At 45.3% G+C, this 20,811-nt stretch carries 21 protein-coding genes and 2 pseudogenes; 17 read left to right on the top strand and 6 right to left on the bottom strand.

The features are described from left to right. Nucleotides 1–137: 137 nt before the first annotated feature. From ACGF49_RS03105 to ACGF49_RS03115, 3 genes and pseudogenes are all read left to right on the top strand, one after another. Nucleotides 138–245: pseudogene (locus ACGF49_RS03105) on the top strand (hypothetical protein); the annotation flags it as partial. Nucleotides 246–274: 29 nt separating this feature from the next. Next, nucleotides 275–418: a DUF4160 domain-containing protein gene (locus tag ACGF49_RS03110; protein ID WP_387489566.1), complete on the top strand. Its 144-nt coding sequence runs from the start codon at nt 275–277 to the stop codon at nt 416–418. Nucleotides 419–423: 5 nt separating this feature from the next. Beyond that, nucleotides 424–675 (top strand): DUF2442 domain-containing protein, encoded by a 252-nt coding sequence (locus tag ACGF49_RS03115; protein ID WP_113042024.1) that lies wholly within the window; start codon nt 424–426, stop codon nt 673–675. 108 nt (nt 676–783) lie between these two features. Here ACGF49_RS03115 and ACGF49_RS03120 read toward each other — a convergent pair whose 3' ends face one another. Both ACGF49_RS03120 and ACGF49_RS03125 read right to left on the bottom strand, forming a co-directional pair. Next, on the bottom strand, nt 784–1,041 hold the full coding sequence (locus ACGF49_RS03120; RefSeq protein WP_387489569.1) for a colicin E3-like toxin immunity protein: 258 nt from the start codon (nt 1,039–1,041) through the stop codon (nt 784–786). 8 nt (nt 1,042–1,049) lie between these two features. Then, a pseudogene (locus tag ACGF49_RS03125) lies at nt 1,050–1,633 on the bottom strand (colicin E3/pyocin S6 family cytotoxin); the annotation flags it as partial. 215 nt (nt 1,634–1,848) lie between these two features. Between ACGF49_RS03125 and flhB the strand changes: the two are divergent. From flhB to ACGF49_RS03165, 8 genes are all read left to right on the top strand, one after another. Beyond that, nucleotides 1,849–3,000, top strand: coding sequence for a flagellar biosynthesis protein FlhB (gene flhB, locus ACGF49_RS03130; protein WP_271858804.1), 1,152 nt, complete (start codon nt 1,849–1,851; stop codon nt 2,998–3,000). Next, entirely contained in the window at nt 2,993–5,074 is a 2,082-nt protein-coding gene (gene flhA / locus ACGF49_RS03135) for a flagellar biosynthesis protein FlhA (RefSeq protein WP_113042021.1), read from the top strand. The genes flhB and flhA overlap by 8 nt, the downstream gene beginning before the upstream one ends. An 854-nt stretch (nt 5,075–5,928) precedes the next feature. After that, a complete protein-coding gene (locus ACGF49_RS03140) occupies nt 5,929–6,372 on the top strand; it encodes a hypothetical protein (RefSeq protein WP_113042020.1) in 444 nt (147 codons plus the stop codon). A gap of 84 nt (nt 6,373–6,456) precedes the next feature. Further along, nucleotides 6,457–8,028, top strand: a complete 1,572-nt coding sequence (locus ACGF49_RS03145; RefSeq protein WP_271858805.1) for an FG-GAP repeat protein — start codon at nt 6,457–6,459, stop codon at nt 8,026–8,028. A gap of 18 nt (nt 8,029–8,046) precedes the next feature. After that, a complete protein-coding gene (locus ACGF49_RS03150; RefSeq protein WP_113042018.1) occupies nt 8,047–8,490 on the top strand; it encodes a hypothetical protein in 444 nt (147 codons plus the stop codon). Nucleotides 8,491–8,522: 32 nt separating this feature from the next. Further along, on the top strand, nt 8,523–9,857 hold the full coding sequence (locus tag ACGF49_RS03155) for a hypothetical protein (protein ID WP_349010638.1): 1,335 nt from the start codon (nt 8,523–8,525) through the stop codon (nt 9,855–9,857). Between the two features lie 69 nt (nt 9,858–9,926). Beyond that, a complete protein-coding gene (locus tag ACGF49_RS03160; RefSeq protein WP_387489575.1) occupies nt 9,927–11,390 on the top strand; it encodes a hypothetical protein in 1,464 nt (487 codons plus the stop codon). Nucleotides 11,391–11,448: 58 nt separating this feature from the next. Continuing rightward, a complete protein-coding gene (locus ACGF49_RS03165) occupies nt 11,449–12,960 on the top strand; it encodes a hypothetical protein (protein WP_262977681.1) in 1,512 nt (503 codons plus the stop codon). Between the two features lie 156 nt (nt 12,961–13,116). Here the strand turns inward: ACGF49_RS03165 and ACGF49_RS03170 are convergent, their stop codons facing one another. From ACGF49_RS03170 to flgA, 4 genes are all read right to left on the bottom strand, one after another. Then, on the bottom strand, nt 13,117–14,247 hold the full coding sequence (locus ACGF49_RS03170) for a hypothetical protein (protein WP_113042014.1): 1,131 nt from the start codon (nt 14,245–14,247) through the stop codon (nt 13,117–13,119). A 346-nt stretch (nt 14,248–14,593) separates the two neighbouring features. Further along, entirely contained in the window at nt 14,594–15,034 is a 441-nt protein-coding gene (locus tag ACGF49_RS03175; RefSeq protein ID WP_113042013.1) for a flagella synthesis protein FlgN, read from the bottom strand. 11 nt (nt 15,035–15,045) lie between these two features. After that, nucleotides 15,046–15,348, bottom strand: coding sequence for a flagellar biosynthesis anti-sigma factor FlgM (gene flgM / locus ACGF49_RS03180; RefSeq protein WP_113042012.1), 303 nt, complete (start codon nt 15,346–15,348; stop codon nt 15,046–15,048). Between the two features lie 124 nt (nt 15,349–15,472). Then, nucleotides 15,473–16,132: a flagellar basal body P-ring formation chaperone FlgA gene (gene flgA / locus ACGF49_RS03185; RefSeq protein ID WP_113042011.1), complete on the bottom strand. Its 660-nt coding sequence runs from the start codon at nt 16,130–16,132 to the stop codon at nt 15,473–15,475. Between the two features lie 251 nt (nt 16,133–16,383). Between flgA and flgB the strand changes: the two genes are divergently transcribed. Genes flgB through flgG form a run of 6 tightly spaced genes read left to right on the top strand, consistent with a single transcriptional unit; the run spans nt 16,384 to nt 20,737 of the window. Continuing rightward, nucleotides 16,384–16,797 carry a flagellar basal body rod protein FlgB gene (flgB, locus tag ACGF49_RS03190; protein WP_113042010.1) on the top strand — a complete coding sequence of 138 codons (414 nt, stop codon included), beginning with the start codon at nt 16,384–16,386 and terminating at the stop codon, nt 16,795–16,797. A 5-nt stretch (nt 16,798–16,802) separates the two neighbouring features. Continuing rightward, entirely contained in the window at nt 16,803–17,207 is a 405-nt protein-coding gene (gene flgC, locus ACGF49_RS03195; RefSeq protein ID WP_113042009.1) for a flagellar basal body rod protein FlgC, read from the top strand. A 12-nt stretch (nt 17,208–17,219) separates the two neighbouring features. Beyond that, nucleotides 17,220–17,915 carry a flagellar hook assembly protein FlgD gene (flgD, locus tag ACGF49_RS03200; RefSeq protein ID WP_113042008.1) on the top strand — a complete coding sequence of 232 codons (696 nt, stop codon included), beginning with the start codon at nt 17,220–17,222 and terminating at the stop codon, nt 17,913–17,915. A 27-nt stretch (nt 17,916–17,942) separates the two neighbouring features. Beyond that, nucleotides 17,943–19,157 carry a flagellar hook protein FlgE gene (gene flgE / locus ACGF49_RS03205; RefSeq protein WP_113042007.1) on the top strand — a complete coding sequence of 405 codons (1,215 nt, stop codon included), beginning with the start codon at nt 17,943–17,945 and terminating at the stop codon, nt 19,155–19,157. Between the two features lie 18 nt (nt 19,158–19,175). Next, complete coding sequence (locus ACGF49_RS03210; RefSeq protein ID WP_113042006.1) at nt 19,176–19,931, top strand: flagellar basal body rod protein FlgF; 756 nt, start codon at nt 19,176–19,178, stop codon at nt 19,929–19,931. A gap of 23 nt (nt 19,932–19,954) precedes the next feature. After that, nucleotides 19,955–20,737 (top strand): flagellar basal-body rod protein FlgG, encoded by a 783-nt coding sequence (gene flgG, locus ACGF49_RS03215; RefSeq protein WP_113042005.1) that lies wholly within the window; start codon nt 19,955–19,957, stop codon nt 20,735–20,737. Nucleotides 20,738–20,811: the final 74 nt, after the last annotated feature.

Raw genomic sequence — 20,811 nt, forward strand, 5'->3', positions numbered from 1 at the left:
GGGATTGATGAACCAACTAAAGGATTCCCTTTCTCGATATTTATATCTCGTATTTCATGATTGAGTAGTGTCAATCTTAGTGCTACTGTAAATGGTATTACGTGATTGGTGAATCATTGTTTCTCAGGCCATTACAAATGCCAACTATCAGTGAGTTTTTTGGCATCCTGATCCGGATGTACTACGACGACCATAATCCGCTTCATTTCCATGCTTATTTCCATGCTTACTACGGTGAACATGAGGCTATTATCTCAATTGAAACCTTGAGACCTTGGAAGTCATGGAAGGCTCATTGCCCAAACGAGCAAGGGCTCTGGTCATCGAATGGGCGGTTGAGCACAGGCAGGATCTGCTGAATGACTGGCAACTGGCTGAGCAGCATCAGCCTCTCAACAAGATTGAACCGCTGGAGTGATTATCATGCGCAGAGTAACGAAAGTGGAAATAAAGCCAGAATACACCCTGGCGGTGACGTTCGATGATGGCACCTATGGAGAGGTGTGCATCGCGGATCGGTTGTTCGGACCCATGTTCGAGCCACTGAAAGAGCAGAAATTCTTTGCCCAAGCGCGTGTTGATGAGTGTGGCGCAGTGTGCTGGCCGAATAATGCTGATCTGGCACCCGACGCACTCTACAAAAAGCTTAAATCCCACTTAAGGGGTAATATATGACTGAACTGTTTGCATTGCTTGCGTTTTTTGGCGTGTATGGAACGAAAACCTAGTTAAACACGGATAGCGGTTTATTGATCATTATCCCACTATCCGCTGAATCTCTGTTTACCACAAATCTCGATAATCAAAAGAGATTTGATAATCATAAGCTGATAAATCAATTTGATGCCTGAAATGGGGCTGTAGAATACTCACCCATTTAGATTCCACATCAAAGCCGCCGTTATTTATATTATCTTCTGTTGATATGCCTAATCCACTAACCATAACATCAGCATTATCTTCAAAATCTTTAGAATATTCACATCCTTCCCCTAATTCTGTTTGTTTATCAAACCATTCCAATCTTAATTTTAATCCCATTATATACCTCACAAATATTGTTTAATGTTTCGCCCTTTGATAGCAGGTTTTAGCTCTTTTCCAGTCTTATAATCTATAGAGCAAAGGTGCTCACCATCACTTACTCGGTAAACTTCCAATTCACCATGCTGAGAGTCCCATTCATAAATTCTTCGGCCTTTACTATCTACCCATCTATCCCGTTTACCACCCCCATTTTGTTTTGGAGTTTTTTTCTTAGCTGACCGTAACCCAGAAACCCCAGTAATTTCCTCTGTTTTTGGGCAGGATAATAATTGTGTCCATCTTGTGGCAATCCACTTCTAGGCTTACTCAAATACACATACACCGGTGGCATATTAGGGATGGGGAGTATCAGAATATAATCCCGAAAATCCTTCTCTTCCGGCATTGGCAACGATTCAATATCGCTGCCGACTTTATCCGGGATCGGTAACACGGTTATCTGCGATGGAATAAACGGCTGTTCCTCATTCCCGGTATGGGGTGGAACTTTGAATTCCTGCTCGTTTGGTGTCCATAAAATTGTTGGCTGGTATTCTCCCGGTTCCCAGAACTCATAATCACCGGTGACCGGATTCCGTTTCATCATAAGATCGAATTTTTTGCTTTTAGCTCTGATGCTAAGTGGATAACAGTTTGATTAGTTGTATTGAACCACTTACTGTTATTGAACTTGATCCCGCAAATACCCGGTCAAATTTCTCATTGTTCCAGCCATCGGATTTTTTCTCTTTTGTCATGCTAACCGCCATTTGATTCCATATTTTCTGATTGATAGCGTTTGAAAATCTGACAAGGAAAGCCGTGGCTGAAGATAGCGATCTTGAGAAAACAGAAGAACCCACGTCCCATAAGCGGGAAAAAGCGCGAAAAGAGGGGCAGGTAGCCCGCTCCAGAGAACTGAGTTCTATCTTGATGTTGACCAGTGGTTTAAGTTTGCTCTGGATGAGCGGTCAGTCAATGACGCATGAATTGTCGTTGATGGTGTTTGAAGGGTTTAACTTTGATCACAGTATGGTCAGCAATGATAAGCAGATGGTTCAACAGATTGGTAGGTTGCTGCAACAGGCTGTTTTGGCCCTGCTGCCAGTTTTTGCTGGATTAGTGTTAGTTGCATTAAGTGCCCCGGCGCTATTGGGTGGATTAGTGTTCAGTACCAAATCCATCAAATTTGATCCGAAAAAATTGAACCCCATTTCTGGCCTGAAACGTATTTTTTCAATGAATGCGTTGGCGGAATTATTCAAAGCGCTACTTAAAGCGGGATTTGTCGGTATTGGTGCTGCTTTGTTCCTTTGGATGAACTGGCCTGCCATGTTACGGCTCATAGCTCAACCGCCACTGTTGGCACTGGATGATGCTATGCAAATGCTGATATTCGCCGGTTATGTGGTGGTTTTCATGTTGATACCGATGGTGGCTTTCGATGTTGTTTACCAGATATACAGCCATTTGAAAAAACTGAGAATGACCCGGCAGGAAATAAAGGATGAATTTAAAGAACAAGAGGGGGACCCACATGTTAAAGCGCGTATCCGTCAGCAACAACGGGCGGCTGCTCGTCAGCGTATGATGGCGGATGTACCGAAAGCGGATGTCATTGTTACCAACCCAACTCACTATGCTGTTGCTCTGAAATATGATGAAAAAGCGATGAGTGCGCCAAAAGTATTGGCGAAAGGGGCGGGGATTATTGCATTACGGATTAAAGAGATAGGTACAGAAAACCGCATTCCATTACTTGAGGCGCCGCCACTTGCCAGGGCACTTTATCGCCATAGTGAAGTTGGCGGGCAAATTCCCGCGACACTTTATGCGGCAGTCGCGGAAGTCCTTGCTTGGGTCTACCAATTGAAACGTTGGAAACGGGAAGGCGGCTTGAAGCCGAAGAAACCTGAAAATCTGCCAGTGCCGCCAGCACTGGATTTTGCTGGAGAAAATAATCGTCATGGCTAATCTGGCCTCTATACTTCGTTTACCGGGCAATATGAAAGGCTCGCAATGGCAAATGCTTGCCGGGCCGGTATTGATCCTCTTGATTTTGTCGATGATGGTATTGCCATTGCCGCCATTCATGCTCGATTTGCTGTTTACGTTTAACATAGCGCTATCAATCATGGTGTTGCTGGTGGCGATGTTTACCCGGCGTACGCTAGATTTTGCTGCATTTCCGACCATTTTGCTGTTTTCCACGTTATTGCGCTTATCTCTTAACGTAGCTTCAACCCGTATCATTTTGTTGGAAGGGCACACGGGTTCTGCGGCAGCGGGGCACGTTGTAGAGGCATTTGGTCATTTTCTGGTTGGTGGCAACTTCGCTATCGGTATTGTGGTATTTATCATCTTGGTATTGATTAACTTTATGGTCATTACTAAAGGTGCGGGGCGGATTGCCGAAGTGGGCGCCCGTTTTGTGTTGGATGGCATGCCAGGTAAACAGATGGCAATTGATGCCGATTTAAATGCCGGATTAATTGGTGAAGAAGAAGCGAAGAAACGCCGTACTGAGGTGACACAAGAATCGGATTTTTATGGTTCGATGGATGGTGCCAGTAAGTTTGTGCGTGGCGATGCGATTGCGGGATTGATGATCTTAGTTATCAACGTCGTTGGTGGCTTAATTGTTGGTGTGGCTCAACATGGTATGAGTTTGGGGGATGCGGGAGAAGCGTATACCCTGTTAACCATTGGTGATGGTTTGGTTGCACAGTTACCTGCTCTCATTATTTCTACTGCGGCGGGTGTTATTGTTACCCGTGTAGCAACGGATCAGGACGTTGGTCAGCAGATGGTGACTCAACTGTTCAACAATCCCAGAGTGATGATGTTGAGTGCGGGTGTTCTCGGATTGTTGGGCATGGTACCGGGAATGCCCAATTTTGTTTTCCTGTTATTTACCGCGGCATTGGCTGGTCTTGGCTGGTATCTATATTGCCGTACTGATGCGCCGGCAATAAATACAGAAAAACCAAAAATAGAAGAGCAGCAACAGACATCAGAAGCTTCATGGTCCGATGTTCAGCTTGAAGATCCTTTGGGTATGGAAGTGGGATATCGCCTGATCCCGATGGTTGATTTTCGGCAAAATGGTGAGTTATTGGGGAGAATCAGCGGAATTCGTAAGAAATTTGCCCAAGAGATGGGATACTTACCGCCGGTTGTTCATATCCGGGATAACCTTGAACTGGCCCCAGCGGGCTACCGTATTTTGATGAAAGGAGTGGAAATTGGTCGTGGTGAAGCGCATCCGGGGCGCTGGCTGGCGATTAATCCCGGTGGTGCAGTGGGGGAATTGCCAGGTGATATCACGAAAGATCCCGCTTTTGGCCTGTCTGCGGTTTGGATTGATGATAGCCTCAGAGAGCAAGCTCAGGTTCAGGGGTACACGGTGGTTGCCGCCAGTACGGTTGTTGCGACCCATATGAATCATCTGTTGACGCAATATGCCAATGAATTGTTTGGTCGTCAGGAAGCCCAGCAACTGTTTGAGCGAGTCAGCCAAGAGATGCCTAAACTGACGGAGGACTTTATTCCTGATGTTGTTAATCTGACAACCTTGCATAAGGTGCTTCAAAATCTGTTGTCCGAACAAGTGCCGATTCGAGACATGCGGACAATTATTGAAACCTTGGCTGAACATGCACCTGGACAAACTGATCCCTATGAATTGACATCTTTGGTTAGAATTGCGCTTGGTCGGGCAATTGCTCAACAGTGGTTCCCCGGAGCGCAGGAAATTCAGGTCATCGGATTGGATGCGGGCCTTGAGCGCTTGTTAATTCAGGCGTTACAAAATGGCGGTGGTTTGGAACCCGGATTGGCGGATAACTTGCAACGGCAAGCAACGGAAGCACTACAACGTCAGGAAATGTTGGGCGCGCCTCCGGTACTGTTGGTCAATCATGCATTACGCCCGCTGTTATCGCGTTTCTTGCGTAGGGCTTTGCCTCAATTAGTGGTTTTATCTAATCTTGAAATCAGTGATAACCGTCAAATTCGTATGACTGCGACCATTGGTGGTAATGGATAGCGAGTGACTTGCTCCCGCCGCTCAGTCATAGGTGACTCTGGCGGGGGCTGCTTAATTCTCTTTTCAGGGCTTAAATCTTGCCACATTAACCGTTTTATCCCTTGTTGATTGCGTTATTTTTATAGTTTTCTGCGTAAAATAACCTCGATAAAACACCGGAGTACGGGGTTTTAAATGGTTATGGCTGGGTAGATAAATGTAAAATCAGCGGAAGATAGTTTCAGATCTTTTACCTGCTTTAAAAAATCTTTAATCGCTTTTTTTATCTTTATTGATTAAAGTTTTTACCTGTTTTTACCTTATGCGTTTGTCCTTTTTTCCAGAGTTTAAAAACACGCTGACAGACAAAAAACGATTTCTCTTAACTGCTGTTTTATCACTTTCATATTCTGAATTATTTAATGTGGATAATTATAATTTTGGTGTTATTTAAGTGTGCGCGATATTTTCTTGATTATTAAAGTGAAATGTTTTTATTATGTGGCAATGAAATAGCTCGGTGTAAATACGTAACATTTATAAGTATCATTGATTATTATGTTTTTTCTAATAAAACTCTTGGTTGATTAAATTAAATCTAATTAAATAAATAGTTATTGCGATACCAATGGAATATTGTTTAAACGATATCTTTTTATGTGATATTTTTAAAAAAAAGTAATTAAAATTTTATTAAATGGCTGGCAAAAATTCACTTTTCTATAATGCTTAAATATAGCTGATTGTTTCAAACGAAAAACGAAAAACGAATAACGTAGTCAAGTTAAATATTAAATAAGTGTTATCGGGAGCGAGTTTTCCGAGGGCTGTATCAACTATACCAAGGTCTGACTTTATTAATGGGGGGGAACATTATGTCCACTGAACCGCCGCTACATCAGGAAGATATTGTCGTGATACATGTTGCCACACCCGATGATTTGGCAAAGTTTGCTGATCAATCACTCTTCTGGAATAAAGAAACTTATGAGCAGATGAAAACTGCGGAGGTATTGTTTACACCAGCAGGAGAGACTCCACTTGGTCTTGGAATTAAATATGTCGCTACGCCTGATGATTTGGCGAAGTTTGTCGATGAAGAAGGCTATTGGAATGAGAAAACCTACGAACAGATGGAGGTTAAGAGGGTGTTATTTATACCAGCAGAAAAAATACGCGGGGTGGGGATTAAACATGTTGCTACGCCCGACGATTTGGCGAAGTTTGCCGATGAAGAGCTCTTCTGGCGTAAGAAAGACTACGAGCAGCTAAAAGCCGCAGAGGTGCTGTTTGTACCAAGAGAAGGAATGCCTGGTTAGGGGGGATTGTTTATCCAGAAAGTAAAAGAATAGAACGGCGTGTAACAACGTTAATTTATTTGTCATTCTGCATTGGAGGTATTAATGGCTCACAACAAGATATTTACATCCAGAGAGAATAATTTGTTGGATAAAGAGGAAGTTAAATCCTGGTTTAAATTATATTCCATGCCGAAAAGTGAAAATTATACTCAATTGGTGCAAATCGCGGCGGAAGCTCGGCGTTTAGCCGGGCTGGACCCTGGTCAGATCGATAATAGTCCAGGCGCAGGATTGAACCGAGATCTGGATGAGGTGAATTTACTCTTGGTGAATCCCGGTGAAGGGGTGCATATCGGAGAAGACCGTGAAATTGCGGTTAATATTAATAAGGACAGCGGCTTACAGTTTATTAATGGCGAATTGGGATTACGCTCCGACTTTAAATTGTCGCTGGAATTATTTGAGAGTTTTACGGAGGAACAACAAAGAGAACTTTACCGTTGGCTGATTCATGCTGGGGAGATGGCAGCGAGTAAAGTGCAGTTGCCCGCGTTTGATTTGCCGGCTAACGGTAACAATAAAAACCTTGGCTCTGTTGTCAGTGTCAGCGGTGATGGGAAAACTATCGCGCTTAGTGGGGCAGAAGGAAAGGAACCTGTATATCTATTTTCTTATACCGATAACGGCTGGCGGCAGCAATTCGCTGATTACGTCAGTGGTTATGGCGGCAGAGCACTAAGCCTGAATCGAAACGGTAATGTTCTCGCGGTGGGTATTGATAATCGGAGCAGTGATGGTGGGCATGGTTCAGTGTTCGTTTATCACAGATTGGCAAATGGTGTGTGGGAGAAATCGGCCAAACTTTGGCTGAGTGAGGCGAACGTTCAGCAGCATTTCGGTTGTTCTGTGAGCCTGAGCGCAGACGGCACCCTATTAGCAGTAGGTGCTTATGGCTGGGGATCGGGTTCACTGGCTAATTGTGGTGCAGTGTATCTTTATCAGTATGACGGAAAGAAATGGTCACAGCTTGGTGAGCGTCTGACCTTAGCTTCTCCGGCACAGGGCGATATGTTTGGCGTCAAACTGAGCTTGAGTGCAGATGGTTCAACCTTAGCAGTGGCAGCAACGGGGCGTAACGGTAATAACGGTGAAGTGACGCTATTTCATCGTCACGGGGAATATTGGCAGCCGCAACCGCCACTCAGTTCGCAGACCTCTCCTTCACTCAAGAGCAGTGACAGCTTTGGTGCTAGTCTCAGCCTGAACGATAGCGGCGATATTTTGGCGGTGGGGTGTCCGGGAGAGAAGGGCAATGTTGGTGCGGTCTATTTGTACCAGCGTTACCGTAATGCATGGCAATCCATGGGGATACTGAGAGAAGCGGTGACTGCCGGGGAAAGGTTTGGCAGTGAGCTGTCTTTGAGTAGTGACGGTCAGATACTGGTGGTGTCAACACCTGTTGGTAAAGATAACACTGGTGTGCAAACCGGTGCAGGATGGTGGTTTAGTTATCAGGATGAACAATGGATTACGCAGGGCAGATTACTGGCAGTGGATGGGGAATTAAACCATAAATTTGGTGCCGGCATTTGTCTTAGCGGTGACGGCAATACGTTGGCGATTGGCGCCAGTGGCTGGAAGAGTGGAGAAGGGAAAGTTTACCTTTACGACTAGCTAAATGAGGAAAAAACGATGGCGAAAGAGATAACAGATGAAACGGTTAGCCAGCTTAGTGCTCACTTCGCCCCTGGCAAGATCCCGACTGAGGCGGCATTTTATTCACTGATTGATTGGGCCATATTGTGGCGACAGCTTTTTGGTTGGCGGGATAGTGATCAAACTTATCATCCGGGAGTTGGATTGCAGGTTATCGACAACCGTTTGGCGGTTAAGATTGGTGATGGCATCTCGTTGGAACCGAAAGGGCTTGCGTTAAAGCTACAGCTCGATGGGGGATTGATGTTAGATAAATCCGGGGTGCTGTCGGTGGATGGGACTGTAGCGGTTTCGGCCCAAGCTTTTAAATTGCTTCCTGAGGAGACGCAGAAACAAATTGCCAAGTTGTTATTGGATGCGGGCACAGGAGGTAGAAAACAGATGACAGATGACAGAGAACAGAAGACAGAGAATAGATGACGGTGACTGTCTAATATGGCTTTTGAGGAAATATTATGACTGATAAAGAAATTAGTTCTGTTGACTCATTGAAAGCGAGTTTTAAGTCCGGTGTTCCGCCCGCACCTGAAGCCTTTTTCCATTTGATTGATGAGGCATATAAGGCATATGAAATCATTGATGGCGGTAAGGGTGATGGCCCAGCCGCAGGGCTGAAACGAGATGATAAAGGAAAACTGGCTCTCAACACTCACCTTTCTGGCGGGTTAAACCTTGAACAGGGGGCTTTAGCCTTATCACTGAAACCAGAAGGTGGATTCTCTTTTGATGGAGGAAGGCGTCTGAGATTGGATGCCGATCGGCAGGTTCAGTTTGCGGATTTCTTCAGTTTATCGCGGTGGGAACGGATGGAGATCACGCAGTTGTTGGGTTTTAAACGTGCCATGATGGCGCGTATGGTTTCTCCTTCCCCTAAAGCGAATGAACATTTTGGCACTTCTGTGAGCCTGAACGCGGCGGGAGACTGCTTAGCGGTTGGGATGGATAATAAAGTCTGTGTGTATACGGGCCGGAAGGGTGAGTGGAATATAAACGCTCCCACTGTGTTTGAGGATGATCAAGATCAATCTCGTCGTTCTTTATGGGATGTCAGTTTGAATGCGGTAGGAGATTGCCTGGCGGTGGGATATTTAATTGATGTTATTCCAAAAGTGAAGGCTTGTGTGTATACGCGCACGAATGGCGTCTGGGATACCAAAAATCCCATTGTGTTTCCGCTGGAAGATCAACGTGGATACGCTGGTGGTCACAATGTCAGCTTGAGCGCCACAGGAGACTGTCTGGCGGTGGCGGGCGACGCTTGGTCCTACATATATACACGCACGAATGGGATTTGGGATAAAGAAAACCCCATTAAGTTCATGGCTGCTAAAGATCGTTCATCCAATTTTAATCGGATTTTTAGCCTAAATGCAGAGGGAGATCGTCTGGCGGTGGGGGTAGATTATGATGTCCCCACTAAGGGAAAGGTTTATCTGTATACGCGCACGAACGGGATCTGGGATACAGAGAGTCCCATTAAGTTTTCGGCTCCTGCAAGTGACGTAACGTATTTTGGCAGTGCTATCAAACTGAATGATGTAGGAAACCGTCTGGTCGTGGGGGCAGCTTCCCGGGTGTATGTGTACACCTGTCTAAATAATAAGTGGAATATGGAAACACCTATCGAGATTTTGGACCCTTCAGGCAATTTAGACAATTTAAATGGTTTTGGTAAGGCTGTCAGTTTGAATAGGTGGGAGACGAATTTGGCGGTTGGTGCAGTTTCAGCCGAGGTTGGTTCTGTGTCTGAAGCTGGTGCAGTCTATGTCTTTGAGAATGTCAAATGATGACCGTATAGAAGACAGAGAACAGAAGGCAGATGGCAGCGACTGTTTAATACAGCTTTCGAGGAAATTATGATGACTGATAAAGAAATTAGTACTGTGGACTCATTGAAAGCGAGTTTTAAATCTGGTGTGCGGCTCATGCCGGAAGCCTTTTCCCATTTGATTGATGAAGCATATAAAGCATATGAAATCATTGATGGCGCTCAGGGTGATGGCCCAACCGCGGGGCTGAAACGAGATAGCAAAGGAAAACTGACCCTCAACACTCAGCATTCTGGCGGGTTAAACCCTGAACAGGGAGCTTTGGCCTTATCACTGAAACCAGAAGGGGGACTCTCTTTTGATGGGGGAGGATATCTGAAATTGGATGCCGCTCGGCAGATTCAGTTTGCGGATTTTTTCAGTTTATCGCGGGGAGCACGGATGGAGATCACGCAGTTGTTGGGTTTGAAACGTACTCTGATAACGCGAATTGTTTCTCCTTCCCCCATAGAAGATGAGTACTTTGGTAGCTCTGTTAGTCTGAACGCGGCGGGAGACTGCTTAGCGGTTGGGTCGAATCGTAAAGTCTGTGTGTATACTCGTCGGAAGAGTGGTGAGTGGAATATAAGCAAGCCGATAGTGTTTGAGGATACTGAACCTGGATATGGTCTATCTTCATGGCGTGTTGGTCTGGATGCGGCGGGAGATTGTCTGGCGTTGGGAGAGATATGGCAAGAAGTGGTGCATGTATATACACGCACGAAGGGCGTTTGGGATACAAAGCATCCCATTGTGTTTCCGCGGGTTGCTGTAAAATTTGGTGAGAATGTCAGCTTGAACGCCGCAGGAGACTGTCTGGTGGCTGGGGGCCAATACTCCTCTCCGTTCCGTATGTTTATACGCACGAATGGGATCTGGGATACAAAAAACCCCATTCTGTTTCCGGCCCCTTCAGGTTCTTATGCGTTTGGCGCGATTGCCCACCTGAGTGCTGCGGGAAACCGTTTGGCGGTGTGTGATGATTACATTTCCGTGATTTATGTGTATACACGCACAAATGGGGTTTGGGATACAGAAAACCCCATTGAGTTCAGTCACCCTAAAGGTGGATCATCTAGTTTTAGCGGGGTTTTTAGCCTGAATGCAGAGGGAGATCGCTTGGCGGTGGGTACGAATTTTTATGGACTCTCTGATAGGGCGGTTTATCTGTATACGTGCACGAATGGGATCTGGGATAGAGAAAATCCCCTTAAGTTTTCGGTTCCTGCAAGTGACGTAAAGCATTTTGGCGGTTCTCTCGAACTGAATGACGCGGGAGATCGTCTGGCAGTGGGAACGTCTTCCAGGGTGTATGTATATACCTGTCTGAATAATAAGTGGAATATGGAAACACCGATGGAGATTTTGAACCCTTCAGACAATTTAAATGGTTTTGGTGGACCTGTTGGCCTGAATAAGGCGGGAACGAGTTTGGTTGTTGGGGCAACGTCAGAAGGTGTTGATTCTAAATCCAAAGCCGGTGCAGTTTATATCTTTGAGAATATCAATTGATGCCCATACAGAAAACAGGTGACGGTGACTGTCTAATACGGCTGGCTTTTGAGGAAATATGATGACTGATAAAGAAATTAGTACTGTTGACTCATTGAAAGCGAGTTTTAAGTCTGGTGTTCGGCTCATGCCGGAAGCCTTTTCCCATTTGATTGATGAGGCATATAAGGTATATGAAATCATTGATGGCGCTCAGGGTAATGGCCCAACCACAGGGCTGAAACGAGATGGCAAAGGAAAACTGACCCTCAACACGCGCCATTCTGGTGGGCTAAACCTCGAACAAGGCGCTTTGGCGCTATCACTGAAACCAGGAGGACTCTCTTTTGATGGGGGAGGATATCTGAAATTGGATGCCGATCGGCAGATTCAGTTTGCGGATTTTTTCAGTTTATCGCGGCGTGAGCGGATGGAGATCACGCAGGTGTTGGGTTTGAAACGCACCATGATAACGCGAATTGTTTCTCCCTTCCCCAAAGAGAAGGAGTACTTTGGTAGCTCTGTTAGTCTGAACGCGGCGGGAGATTGTTTAGCGGTTGGGATGATTAATAAAGTCTATGTATATACGCGCCGGAAGAGTGGTGAGTGGAATATAAGCAAGCCTATTGTGTTTGAGGCTTATGAAGATGAATATCATAGATCTTCATGGGATGTCTCTCTGGATGCGGCTGGCGATACCCTGGCGTTGGGAAACATGTTGCCGTATCCCACTTATAACCGAGGGCGGGTTTGTGTGTATACGCGCACGAAGGGCGTTTGGGATACAAAACATCCCGTTGTGTTTCTGATTATAGGTGAATACTTTGGTGTGAATGTCAGCTTGAGCGGAGCAGGAGACTGTTTGGTGGGTGGGGCCAGATACTACTCTCCGTTCCGTATATTTATGCGTCGGAATGGGATCTGGGATACAGAAAACCCCATTAAGCTTCCGCTCCCTCCTAATTTTTATGAGTTTGGCTGGATTGCCCACTTGAGTGCCGCGGGAAACTGTCTGGCGGTGCATTGTCACGATTCTTCTTCTGGTCCCACAATAAGCACGATTTTTGTGTATACACGCACAAATGGGATCTGGGATGGAGAAAACCCCATTAAGTTTAGTCACCCTGAAGGTGAATCATCTAGTTTTAGCCAGACTTTTAGCCTGAATGCAGAGGGAGATCGTCTGGTGGTGGGTACAGAGTTTTATAAATCCACAGATGGGGAGGTTTATCTGTATACGCGCACGAATGGGATCTGGGATAGAGAAAATCCCATTAAGTTTTCGGCCCCTGCAAGTGGCGTATATTTTGGTAGCTCCCTCGAACTGAATGATGCGGGAGATCGTCTGGCAGTAGGAGCGTCTTACAGGGTGTATCTGTATACCTGTCTGAATAATAAGTGGAATATGGAAACACCGATGGAGATTTTGAACCCTTCAAACAATTCAGACAATTTAAATGGTTTTGGTGGATCTGTCGGCCTGAATAAGGCGGGAACGAGTTTGGCAGTTGGTGCAACGATAGAGAATGTCGATTCTAAATCCAAAGCCGGTGCAGTTTATGTTTTTGAGAATGTTAAAATAATATCATAGTCACTCAGCTGAACATCCTCCTCGGCACTTCGCCCACAAACGTGGGCTATTACAGCGTAGCAGCACCCTATTCTTCGCGATGCATCTTGAAATCCATAGGGGATACCCTTGAGCCTGATGTGTAAGCCGCTGAAATTTCCGCCATACTCAGCGGATTCAATGTTGTTTGAAAAGATAGTCGATAATTTCCTGTTCAAATTCTAAGACATTACGTCGTTCCGCAAGGTAGCTTTTTAGTACGGTGAGTGAGCGTAGGCTTTCGCGTAGTTGGATTTCGTTTTCTATATGTTGCCGCAATTTTTTGCAGTGTTCGCGGAGGTTATTTTCTATTGCCTTCGATGTCTCACCTCCCAGTGTGCGCCAAATCATACCCGGTAACGAATCAGATTTTTTTAGCTGATTAAGCTCATCGGCCAATATGTCTATACGTGCTTTAAGCAATTTATTGATGTTGGATATATCCCGGCTATTAAAACTGAAAGTTGGATCAATGTACTTGTGGTACATGTCTATGATCGTCCAGACATCATTATCTTTCTTGGCTTTTGATAACTGTACCATCAACTGGTTTTTTTTCTTCTTCTCATCCAAATCTTGTTCACGATCCGGATGTAATACCTTGGCTATTTTTCTATACATTTGGCTCACTTCCTGCGATTTAAATAAAGAATCCAGTTTTTTCTGGTCTTCTTCCGCAGGGTCGAAGTCAATGGTCTCTTCTGCATCATATTCATCGTAGAAATGTTCTGATTCCCGTTGAAAATGTTGCTCTAAGGTGGCACGCATTTTTTCAGGACTTCTGATCATTTCAAGTAATTCTTCATCAGATATTTCTTCATTAAAATCAAAATATTCATCAAAAGTCTGCCGGATATCAGCCATCTGTTCTGGTGTCGGAATTTCCTCTTCTTTCAACGCATGAAGATTGGAAAAGTGATCGGTCAACTTATTGAGATCAAGGTTTTCGTTAAAGGGGTAAGTACATAACTCAGCAAGCTCTTCTTCTATCCAGAAAAATAATTCTCTCCGTTGGGTTTTCCCCAGCGATTTTTTATCGGCAAATGAAAGCAACCGTGCCGCTTTATCATATCTGGACTGCATATATTGATGTTCTACCGGTAAGATCTCCTGTTGAAAGCGCATGAACAATTCGTCTTGTTGCTGTTGTAGCTTGGCGATCTTCAACTGGTATTTTTCGATGGACTTCCAGTAAGTTTTGAATTGTTGCTGAGGCGTTTTTGGTATCTGTTGTCCGCTCGATTTTCTTTTTTTTAGTTGCTTGTGCATCAATGTATGGTTCCCAAGGTAGGTTAATGAAATGAAGGATGTTCTCGCTGTTAATTTTGATAATTACCCATTGTTGCTTATTCCTATTTTGCAATATATTTTCGTAACACGCAAAACATTATAGTTGTGCAATTGTTATATTGACTTACAAATGGTGATTTTTGCTAATCCGTTCTTCCCTGATTGCAACAACTGTTTCACAGTACATTGCGTTTCGTTTGAATTATTCATGCTTGAGGACTCCGTGAGCAGCGGCGAAGCTCGGTTTGAACGGGAAGGTGGTGCTGACAAATACTATCAAAACAATAAAAAGTAGCACTACCGCAATGGGCGGTAATGCACTGAATCAAACCTGAACTTTGTGGCCGGAAAGCATGCTGTAACGGGCAGCCTGGCCGTCTGAACCGTAAAGAGAGGGGCTATGATGACTTTTTAGGAAAGCAATGGCTTTACTATTTAAATCAAGATGCTGGGTTAACAACGAACCATTATGGGTGTTTAAATCACGAACCCGGATAATCGCTTTGCCGATCTGTTGCCATAATGTGGCCAGCAAAGGTTGCTTATCATAAGGCGCAATGATGTTTAATGCTTTGCTCAAATTAAGACGTTGCTGTTCTGAATGGCTAAGCGCGGACAACAGGAAAATTTTTCGTTCTGTTATCTGGTGCAAATCTCGCGCTTCAATAAAACCTTCGCGCAAAATACGTTGTTCTTCCGCCATAGTTTGGGTCAGCGAGGTCAAATAGGTCACTTGCTGTTTGAGTAGTTGTTGAAGTTCTTCCATAGCGGGTTTAATTATTTCTTATCGTATTGAAAGTTTTCGGCGGCTTCTTTGAGCAGAGCGTCTGCTATTTTACCGCTGTTCATTTTTAAGGTTCCGTGAGCAATAGCTTCTTTCAACTTTTGCACCTTTTGGATATTGATATCCTGGCTGCTTGGTTGAACCAGTTTTGTTTGTGCTTCGCTCAGTTTCACTTGTGCATCGCTGCTTTGTAAGGTAACGCCGGCGGTTTTTCGGGTGCTCTGGGCGCTTTCATTAGTAGGTCGCTGTTGAACAGCAGCGATAGCTAATAAGGGGTGAGTGCGTTCGATACTCATAATCATTATCCTTTATGGCCAGGCATAGGTTCACCTATGGATCGGAGCAGGTTACATGCCATTTGCATACCTGCAAATCGTGCTCTGCTGGTTATATCGGCACAGTGAACGAAAACTTTAGAACTTATAACATGATTTTCACATTGCCGTTTTCTAATGCCTGGCCGGTTATAACATGTCCTGAATTTATTCGAACCCTGACTTTATCAGAAATAGCGGCGTTATTAATAGCTTTCCCTTCGTTGCGTATCTGGAAGCCATTTCCCTGTATAATCACCGCCACACTCTGGCCTGACCGTACAACCCACGGGCGGCGTAACATATTATGAGTAATCGCCTGCCCCGCCGGGATGTTACGTATCGCAATACTATTTTTTATCTCATTTTTGTTAATGACCAGATCATGCGGTAGTCTTTCCAGTAATCCACTTCTGACCTGAAAATCTTTATCTGATAAAACATCATTACGCGAGATAGCTCGGCGAGTAACCAGATAATTCCCTGTCACACTGACAGAGACTTGAATGAATTTGCGTTGTTGATGGCAGATCACAGGTAAAGAGAGATTTCCCCAGTTTTGACCACCGATAGCGGGTTGAATTTCTGGCCGTTCACACTGGGGCCATTGTTGTTCAGGGGTTTTGATGTTAACAGAAACTTTATGATGATTATCCCGGTGTATCTGCTGGAAATAGTGCTCTATAGCTTGGGGTAAATTATTGCCCCATGCCATCGAAGTGATAAAGAAAAATGCGAACAGCCCGATAATATTTATAGCTTGCATCTTCTCGCTCTCGTTATTTCTATAGGTCAATACGCTGCCGTTTAGTCGCGTACATTTAGTCGTGTACATTTCATTGTATATAAGTGTACCTACATTGAATATCGGCCAATGGGATAAATAGCAATCCAATTAGCGTCTATTCATCCGATAGGCTTTTCCTTCTGCGTTTATTCTGTTTACTGCGAATTTCGCGATCGCGAAAAGCGCTATTAAGGTTCACAACACAAGTCAGTCACATCAGAGGGAGGAATATGCTCGATAAATTAGATGCAGCCTTTCATTTTCAGCAGGAAGCCCTGTCATTGCGATCACGGCGGCAAGAAATATTGTCCGCTAACATCGCCAATGCGGATACGCCCGGTTATCAAGCGCGGGATATTGATTTCGCCACACAACTGAAAAAAACCATTGCACACGGTCGGGTCACCGGAAACGGGATCGGGCTGACGCTGACATCCGATCGGCATATTCCTATTCAGCCTCAGAAGAGAATGGAGATGGACTTACTGTATCGGGTGCCTCATCAGACAGCGATGGATGGCAACACGGTGGATATGGATATGGAACGCAGCAATTTTATGGATAACAGCTTGAAATATCAGGCTGAACTGACTGCGACCAGCTCTCAAGTTAAAAGCATGATGTCAGTCTTACAGCAAGGATAAGGGCAATGTCTTTACTCAGTGTTTTTGATATTGCTAGTTCGGCATTATCAGCGCAATCCCAACGATTAAATGTCAGCGCCAGCAATATGGCAAATGCCGATAGTGTTGCGGGTCCTGATGGTCAGCCATATCGGGCTAAACAGGTGGTTTTCCGTGTTGCCGCGGCGGCGGGGCAAGAAACAGGCGGCGTCAGAGTCAGTGAAATTGTGGATGATCCTACCCCTTTCCGCCTTGAGTATCAGCCGGGACACCCGTTGGCTGATGAGAAGGGTTATGTACGGATGCCAAACGTTGATGTGGTCGGAGAAATGATTAACACCATTTCCGCTTCCCGTAGTTATCAAGCCAACGTTGAAGTGCTTAATACAACTAAATCGATAATGTTAAAGACATTAACGTTAGGTCAATAACAGGAGTGACTCATGGCTATTACCAGCTCAGTGAATGGAGCACTGGATAACACGATTGTTGGAGAGTCAGCATTGGCTAGCAAGAAAAAGGGTAGTGAAGAGCTGAATAGCAACTTCATGAAATTGCTGCTCGCGCAAATGAAAAATCAAGACCCAACTAACCCGATGAAGAACAATGAGCTGACCTCCCATTTGGCGCAGATTAACACACTAGCGGGGATCGAAAAGCTGAATACCACACTGGGGTCTATTGTCGGTCAGATAAATAATAATCAGCCTGTACAGGCATCAGCCTTGATTGGGCGAGGCGTTATGATCCCTGGGAATACTATTTTGGCTGGTTTAAACAAAGAAGCTGGGAACGTCAGTACGACACCATATGGTATTGAGTTGGAAAGGCCCGCGGATAGTGTGCAAGTCACCATTACTGATAAACAAGGCGGGGTTGTACGCCAAATTGATCTCGGTGGATTGGAAGCGGGTGTCCATAGCTTCCACCCTTGGGATGGCAAAAAAGAAGATGGCACGAATGTTGAGGATGGCGCTTATAACTTCACCATTACTGCCAGCTATAAAGGCGAACAGAGAGTATTTCAGCCGCTGAGGTTTGCGAAGGTAAATGGTGTTACTCGTGACGCGGACGGCGCGAAGTTAGATTTAGGGCGGATCGGTGCCGTCACGATGGATCAGATACGTCAAATTCTTTAACCAGCAAGAATTTTAACGGAGAATAATATGGCTTTTTCACAAGCAGTAAGTGGTTTGAACGCCGCGGCAGGTAATTTGGATGTTATTGGTAATAATATCGCTAACGCGGCGACATATGGTTTTAAATCCAGCACGGTTGCTTTTTCTGACATATTTGCCGGTTCTCAGGTGGGTCTGGGGGTAAAAATATCGGGTGTTAATCAGAATTTTAAAGATGGTACGCCGACGACGACTAATCGCCCACTGGATCTGGCGATCACTCAGAGCGGTTTTTTCCGTATGCAAGGCGGTGACGGTGAGATCTACTACTCCCGTAACGGTCAATTCAAGATGGATGAGAACCGTAATATTATCAACATGCAAGGCATGAAATTGACTGGCTATCCCGCAGTCGGTGTCAATGGTGGTGTGCCGGAGATTCAGAAAGGGGCTAACCCAGAGCCGATTACAATACCTCAAGGTATATTGGCGGCTAAAGCAACAACTAAGGTTACGATGACAACCAACCTTAATTCGATGCATAAAAAACCGGCAGATGTTTTCTCGCCAGAAAATAAGGATTCTTATAACTATCCTACTAGTGTTACCGCCTTTGATAGCCTGGGTAACCCACATGCCATCAAGGTCTTCTTTGTGAAAACGAACGATAACGAATGGCAGGTTCATGCTCAGGATAGTGCGGTTGAGGGCGCTAAAGCAGCTCCATTGGGGACGTTGAAATTTGATGGTAATGGTAAGCTGATTGGTGACAACAATCAGTTTACATTTAATGTTCCCTCTCTGAATGGTTCTAATGCCGCTGATATCACCATTGATTTTAATGGCAGTAAACAGCAGAAAATTGATGCTGATAGCATATCGACACTCAAGCAAGACGGTTATGCCGCAGGTGAATTCAATGGCTACCGTATTGAGGACGATGGCCGTGTCATCGGCACCTATTCCAATCAGCAATCTCAATTATTAGGTCAGGTTGTTCTGACTAACTTTGCTAACCCAGAGGGGCTGGCAGCGCAGGGTGACAACGTTTGGATAGAGACGGGTGCTTCAGGTAGCCCAGTTGTTGGCATTGCGGGATCGGGGGGTTTTGGTAAATTGCTCAGTGGTTCGCTGGAAGCATCCAACGTCGATATGAGCCAGGAGCTGGTTAATATGATCGTGGCGCAGCGCAACTACCAATCCAGTGCGCAAACCATCAAAACGCAAGATCAGATCCTGCAAACGCTGGTCAGTATGCGCTGATAATTTCAGGATAGCATTATGGATCATGTCATTTATACCGCAATGGGCGGTGCTCGTCAGACACTAGAACATCAGGCAGTGACGGCAAATAACCTAGCTAATGCCTCGACGCCGGGTTTTAAGGCGCAACTGGCTGCTTTGCGGGCGGTGCCTGTTGAAGGCGCTGCCTTTAATACCCGTACTTTAGTTGTCGCTTCAACGCCGGGCTTTGACAATCGTCAAGGGCCGATGAACTATACTTCTCGTCCGTTGGATGTGGCGATTGGGCAAGGGGGATATCTGGCGGTTCAGCTTGAAGAGGGTTCTGAGGCTTACACGCGTAACGGCAGTATTCAGATTTCAGCGGAAGGTCAGCTAACTGTTCAAGGTAACTTGTTGATGGGGGACAACGGCCCGATCAATGTTCCGCCACAGGCTGAGTTAACCCTGGCGACGGATGGTTCTATATCTGCACTGATTCCTGGTGATCCGCCAACACAGTTGGGGCAACTTGGCAGATTGAAAATGGTGAAACCGGAGAGCGATCAGCTAGTCCGTGGTGATGATGGCCTATTTCACATGACGGAACAGGCGCAGGCGTTACAGGGTGACGTCTTGCCAGCCAGTGATGAGGTGAAATTAATTCCCGGTGTGCTTGAAGGAAGTAACGTCAACCCAATGGAAAGCATGGTGAATATGATTGCCAATGCCCGCCGTTTTGAAATGCAGATGAAAGTCATCCATAGCTCAGATGAAAATGCACAACGTGCTAATCAGCTATTAGCAATGGGTTGATTTAGACACAGAGGATAAAACCGATGATCCGATCATTATGGATTGCTAAAACTGGGCTGGATGCCCAGCAAACCAATATGGATGTGATTGCCAACAACTTGGCAAACGTCAGCACCAATGGTTTTAAACGCCAGCGTGCCGTTTTTGAAGATCTGCTTTACCAGAACATTCGTCAGCCAGGAGCGATGTCATCGGAACAAACCCGCTTGCCTTCTGGTTTACAGATAGGTACTGGGGTGCGTCCGGTAGCAACAGAACGTATACATAGTCAGGGAAACTTATCTGAAACTAATAACAGCCATAATGTTGCCATTAGAGGAAAGGGTTTCTTTCAGGTTCAGTTACCTGATGGTACCAGTGCCTATACCCGTGACGGTTCATTTCAGGAAGATCAAAACGGGCAGTTGACAACCGCTAACGGCTTTTTGATCTTCCCTACCATTACCATTCCTGATAACGCGACGGACCTCACCATTAGCCGTGATGGTGTTGTCAGCGTGAAAGTACAGGGGCAAGCGGCACCTCAGCAAGTTGGTCAATTTACCCTGACAACGTTTATCAATGACAGTGGGTTAGAAAGTATCGGCGAAAACCTTTATGTAGAGACTAGCAGCTCTGGCGTACCGATTGAAAACACACCGGGAATCAATGGCGCTGGGTTGCTCCAGCATAAATATGTCGAAACATCTAACGTCAATATCGCTGAAGAATTGGTCAACATGATTCAGACTCAGCGTGCTTATGAAATTAACAGTAAGGCGGTGTCGACGTCTGATCAGATGCTGCAAAAACTGACTCAGTTATAACCTAAATCGTCAATCAGAACCGCGGGGGAACACGCAAGTTTCCCCGTTATTCAGGGATAAATTAAGAGTATCGA

This window comes from Photorhabdus sp. RM96S, from assembly GCF_042879335.1.
In the GTDB taxonomy this organism is placed as follows: domain Bacteria; phylum Pseudomonadota; class Gammaproteobacteria; order Enterobacterales; family Enterobacteriaceae; genus Photorhabdus; species Photorhabdus kayaii.

Bases quoted from the DNA above. Each gene is read 5' to 3' on its own strand.
- flgB (WP_113042010.1), top strand. From the start codon at position 16,384: ATGCTCGATAAATTAGATGCAGCCTTTCATTTTCAGCAGGAAGCCCTG.
- ACGF49_RS03115 (WP_113042024.1), top strand. From the start codon at position 424: ATGCGCAGAGTAACGAAAGTGGAAATAAAGCCAGAATACACCCTGGCG.
- flgD (WP_113042008.1), top strand. From the start codon at position 17,220: ATGGCTATTACCAGCTCAGTGAATGGAGCACTGGATAACACGATTGTT.
- ACGF49_RS03145 (WP_271858805.1), top strand. From the start codon at position 6,457: ATGGCTCACAACAAGATATTTACATCCAGAGAGAATAATTTGTTGGAT.
- ACGF49_RS03120 (WP_387489569.1), bottom strand. From the start codon at position 1,041: ATGGGATTAAAATTAAGATTGGAATGGTTTGATAAACAAACAGAATTA.
- flgC (WP_113042009.1), top strand. From the start codon at position 16,803: ATGTCTTTACTCAGTGTTTTTGATATTGCTAGTTCGGCATTATCAGCG.
- ACGF49_RS03160 (WP_387489575.1), top strand. From the start codon at position 9,927: ATGATGACTGATAAAGAAATTAGTACTGTGGACTCATTGAAAGCGAGT.
- flhA (WP_113042021.1), top strand. From the start codon at position 2,993: ATGGCTAATCTGGCCTCTATACTTCGTTTACCGGGCAATATGAAAGGC.
- flgA (WP_113042011.1), bottom strand. From the start codon at position 16,132: ATGCAAGCTATAAATATTATCGGGCTGTTCGCATTTTTCTTTATCACT.
- ACGF49_RS03140 (WP_113042020.1), top strand. From the start codon at position 5,929: ATGTCCACTGAACCGCCGCTACATCAGGAAGATATTGTCGTGATACAT.
- ACGF49_RS03175 (WP_113042013.1), bottom strand. From the start codon at position 15,034: ATGGAAGAACTTCAACAACTACTCAAACAGCAAGTGACCTATTTGACC.
- flgG (WP_113042005.1), top strand. From the start codon at position 19,955: ATGATCCGATCATTATGGATTGCTAAAACTGGGCTGGATGCCCAGCAA.
- ACGF49_RS03165 (WP_262977681.1), top strand. From the start codon at position 11,449: ATGATGACTGATAAAGAAATTAGTACTGTTGACTCATTGAAAGCGAGT.
- ACGF49_RS03210 (WP_113042006.1), top strand. From the start codon at position 19,176: ATGGATCATGTCATTTATACCGCAATGGGCGGTGCTCGTCAGACACTA.
- ACGF49_RS03170 (WP_113042014.1), bottom strand. From the start codon at position 14,247: ATGCACAAGCAACTAAAAAAAAGAAAATCGAGCGGACAACAGATACCA.
- flgM (WP_113042012.1), bottom strand. From the start codon at position 15,348: ATGAGTATCGAACGCACTCACCCCTTATTAGCTATCGCTGCTGTTCAA.
- flgE (WP_113042007.1), top strand. From the start codon at position 17,943: ATGGCTTTTTCACAAGCAGTAAGTGGTTTGAACGCCGCGGCAGGTAAT.
- ACGF49_RS03150 (WP_113042018.1), top strand. From the start codon at position 8,047: ATGGCGAAAGAGATAACAGATGAAACGGTTAGCCAGCTTAGTGCTCAC.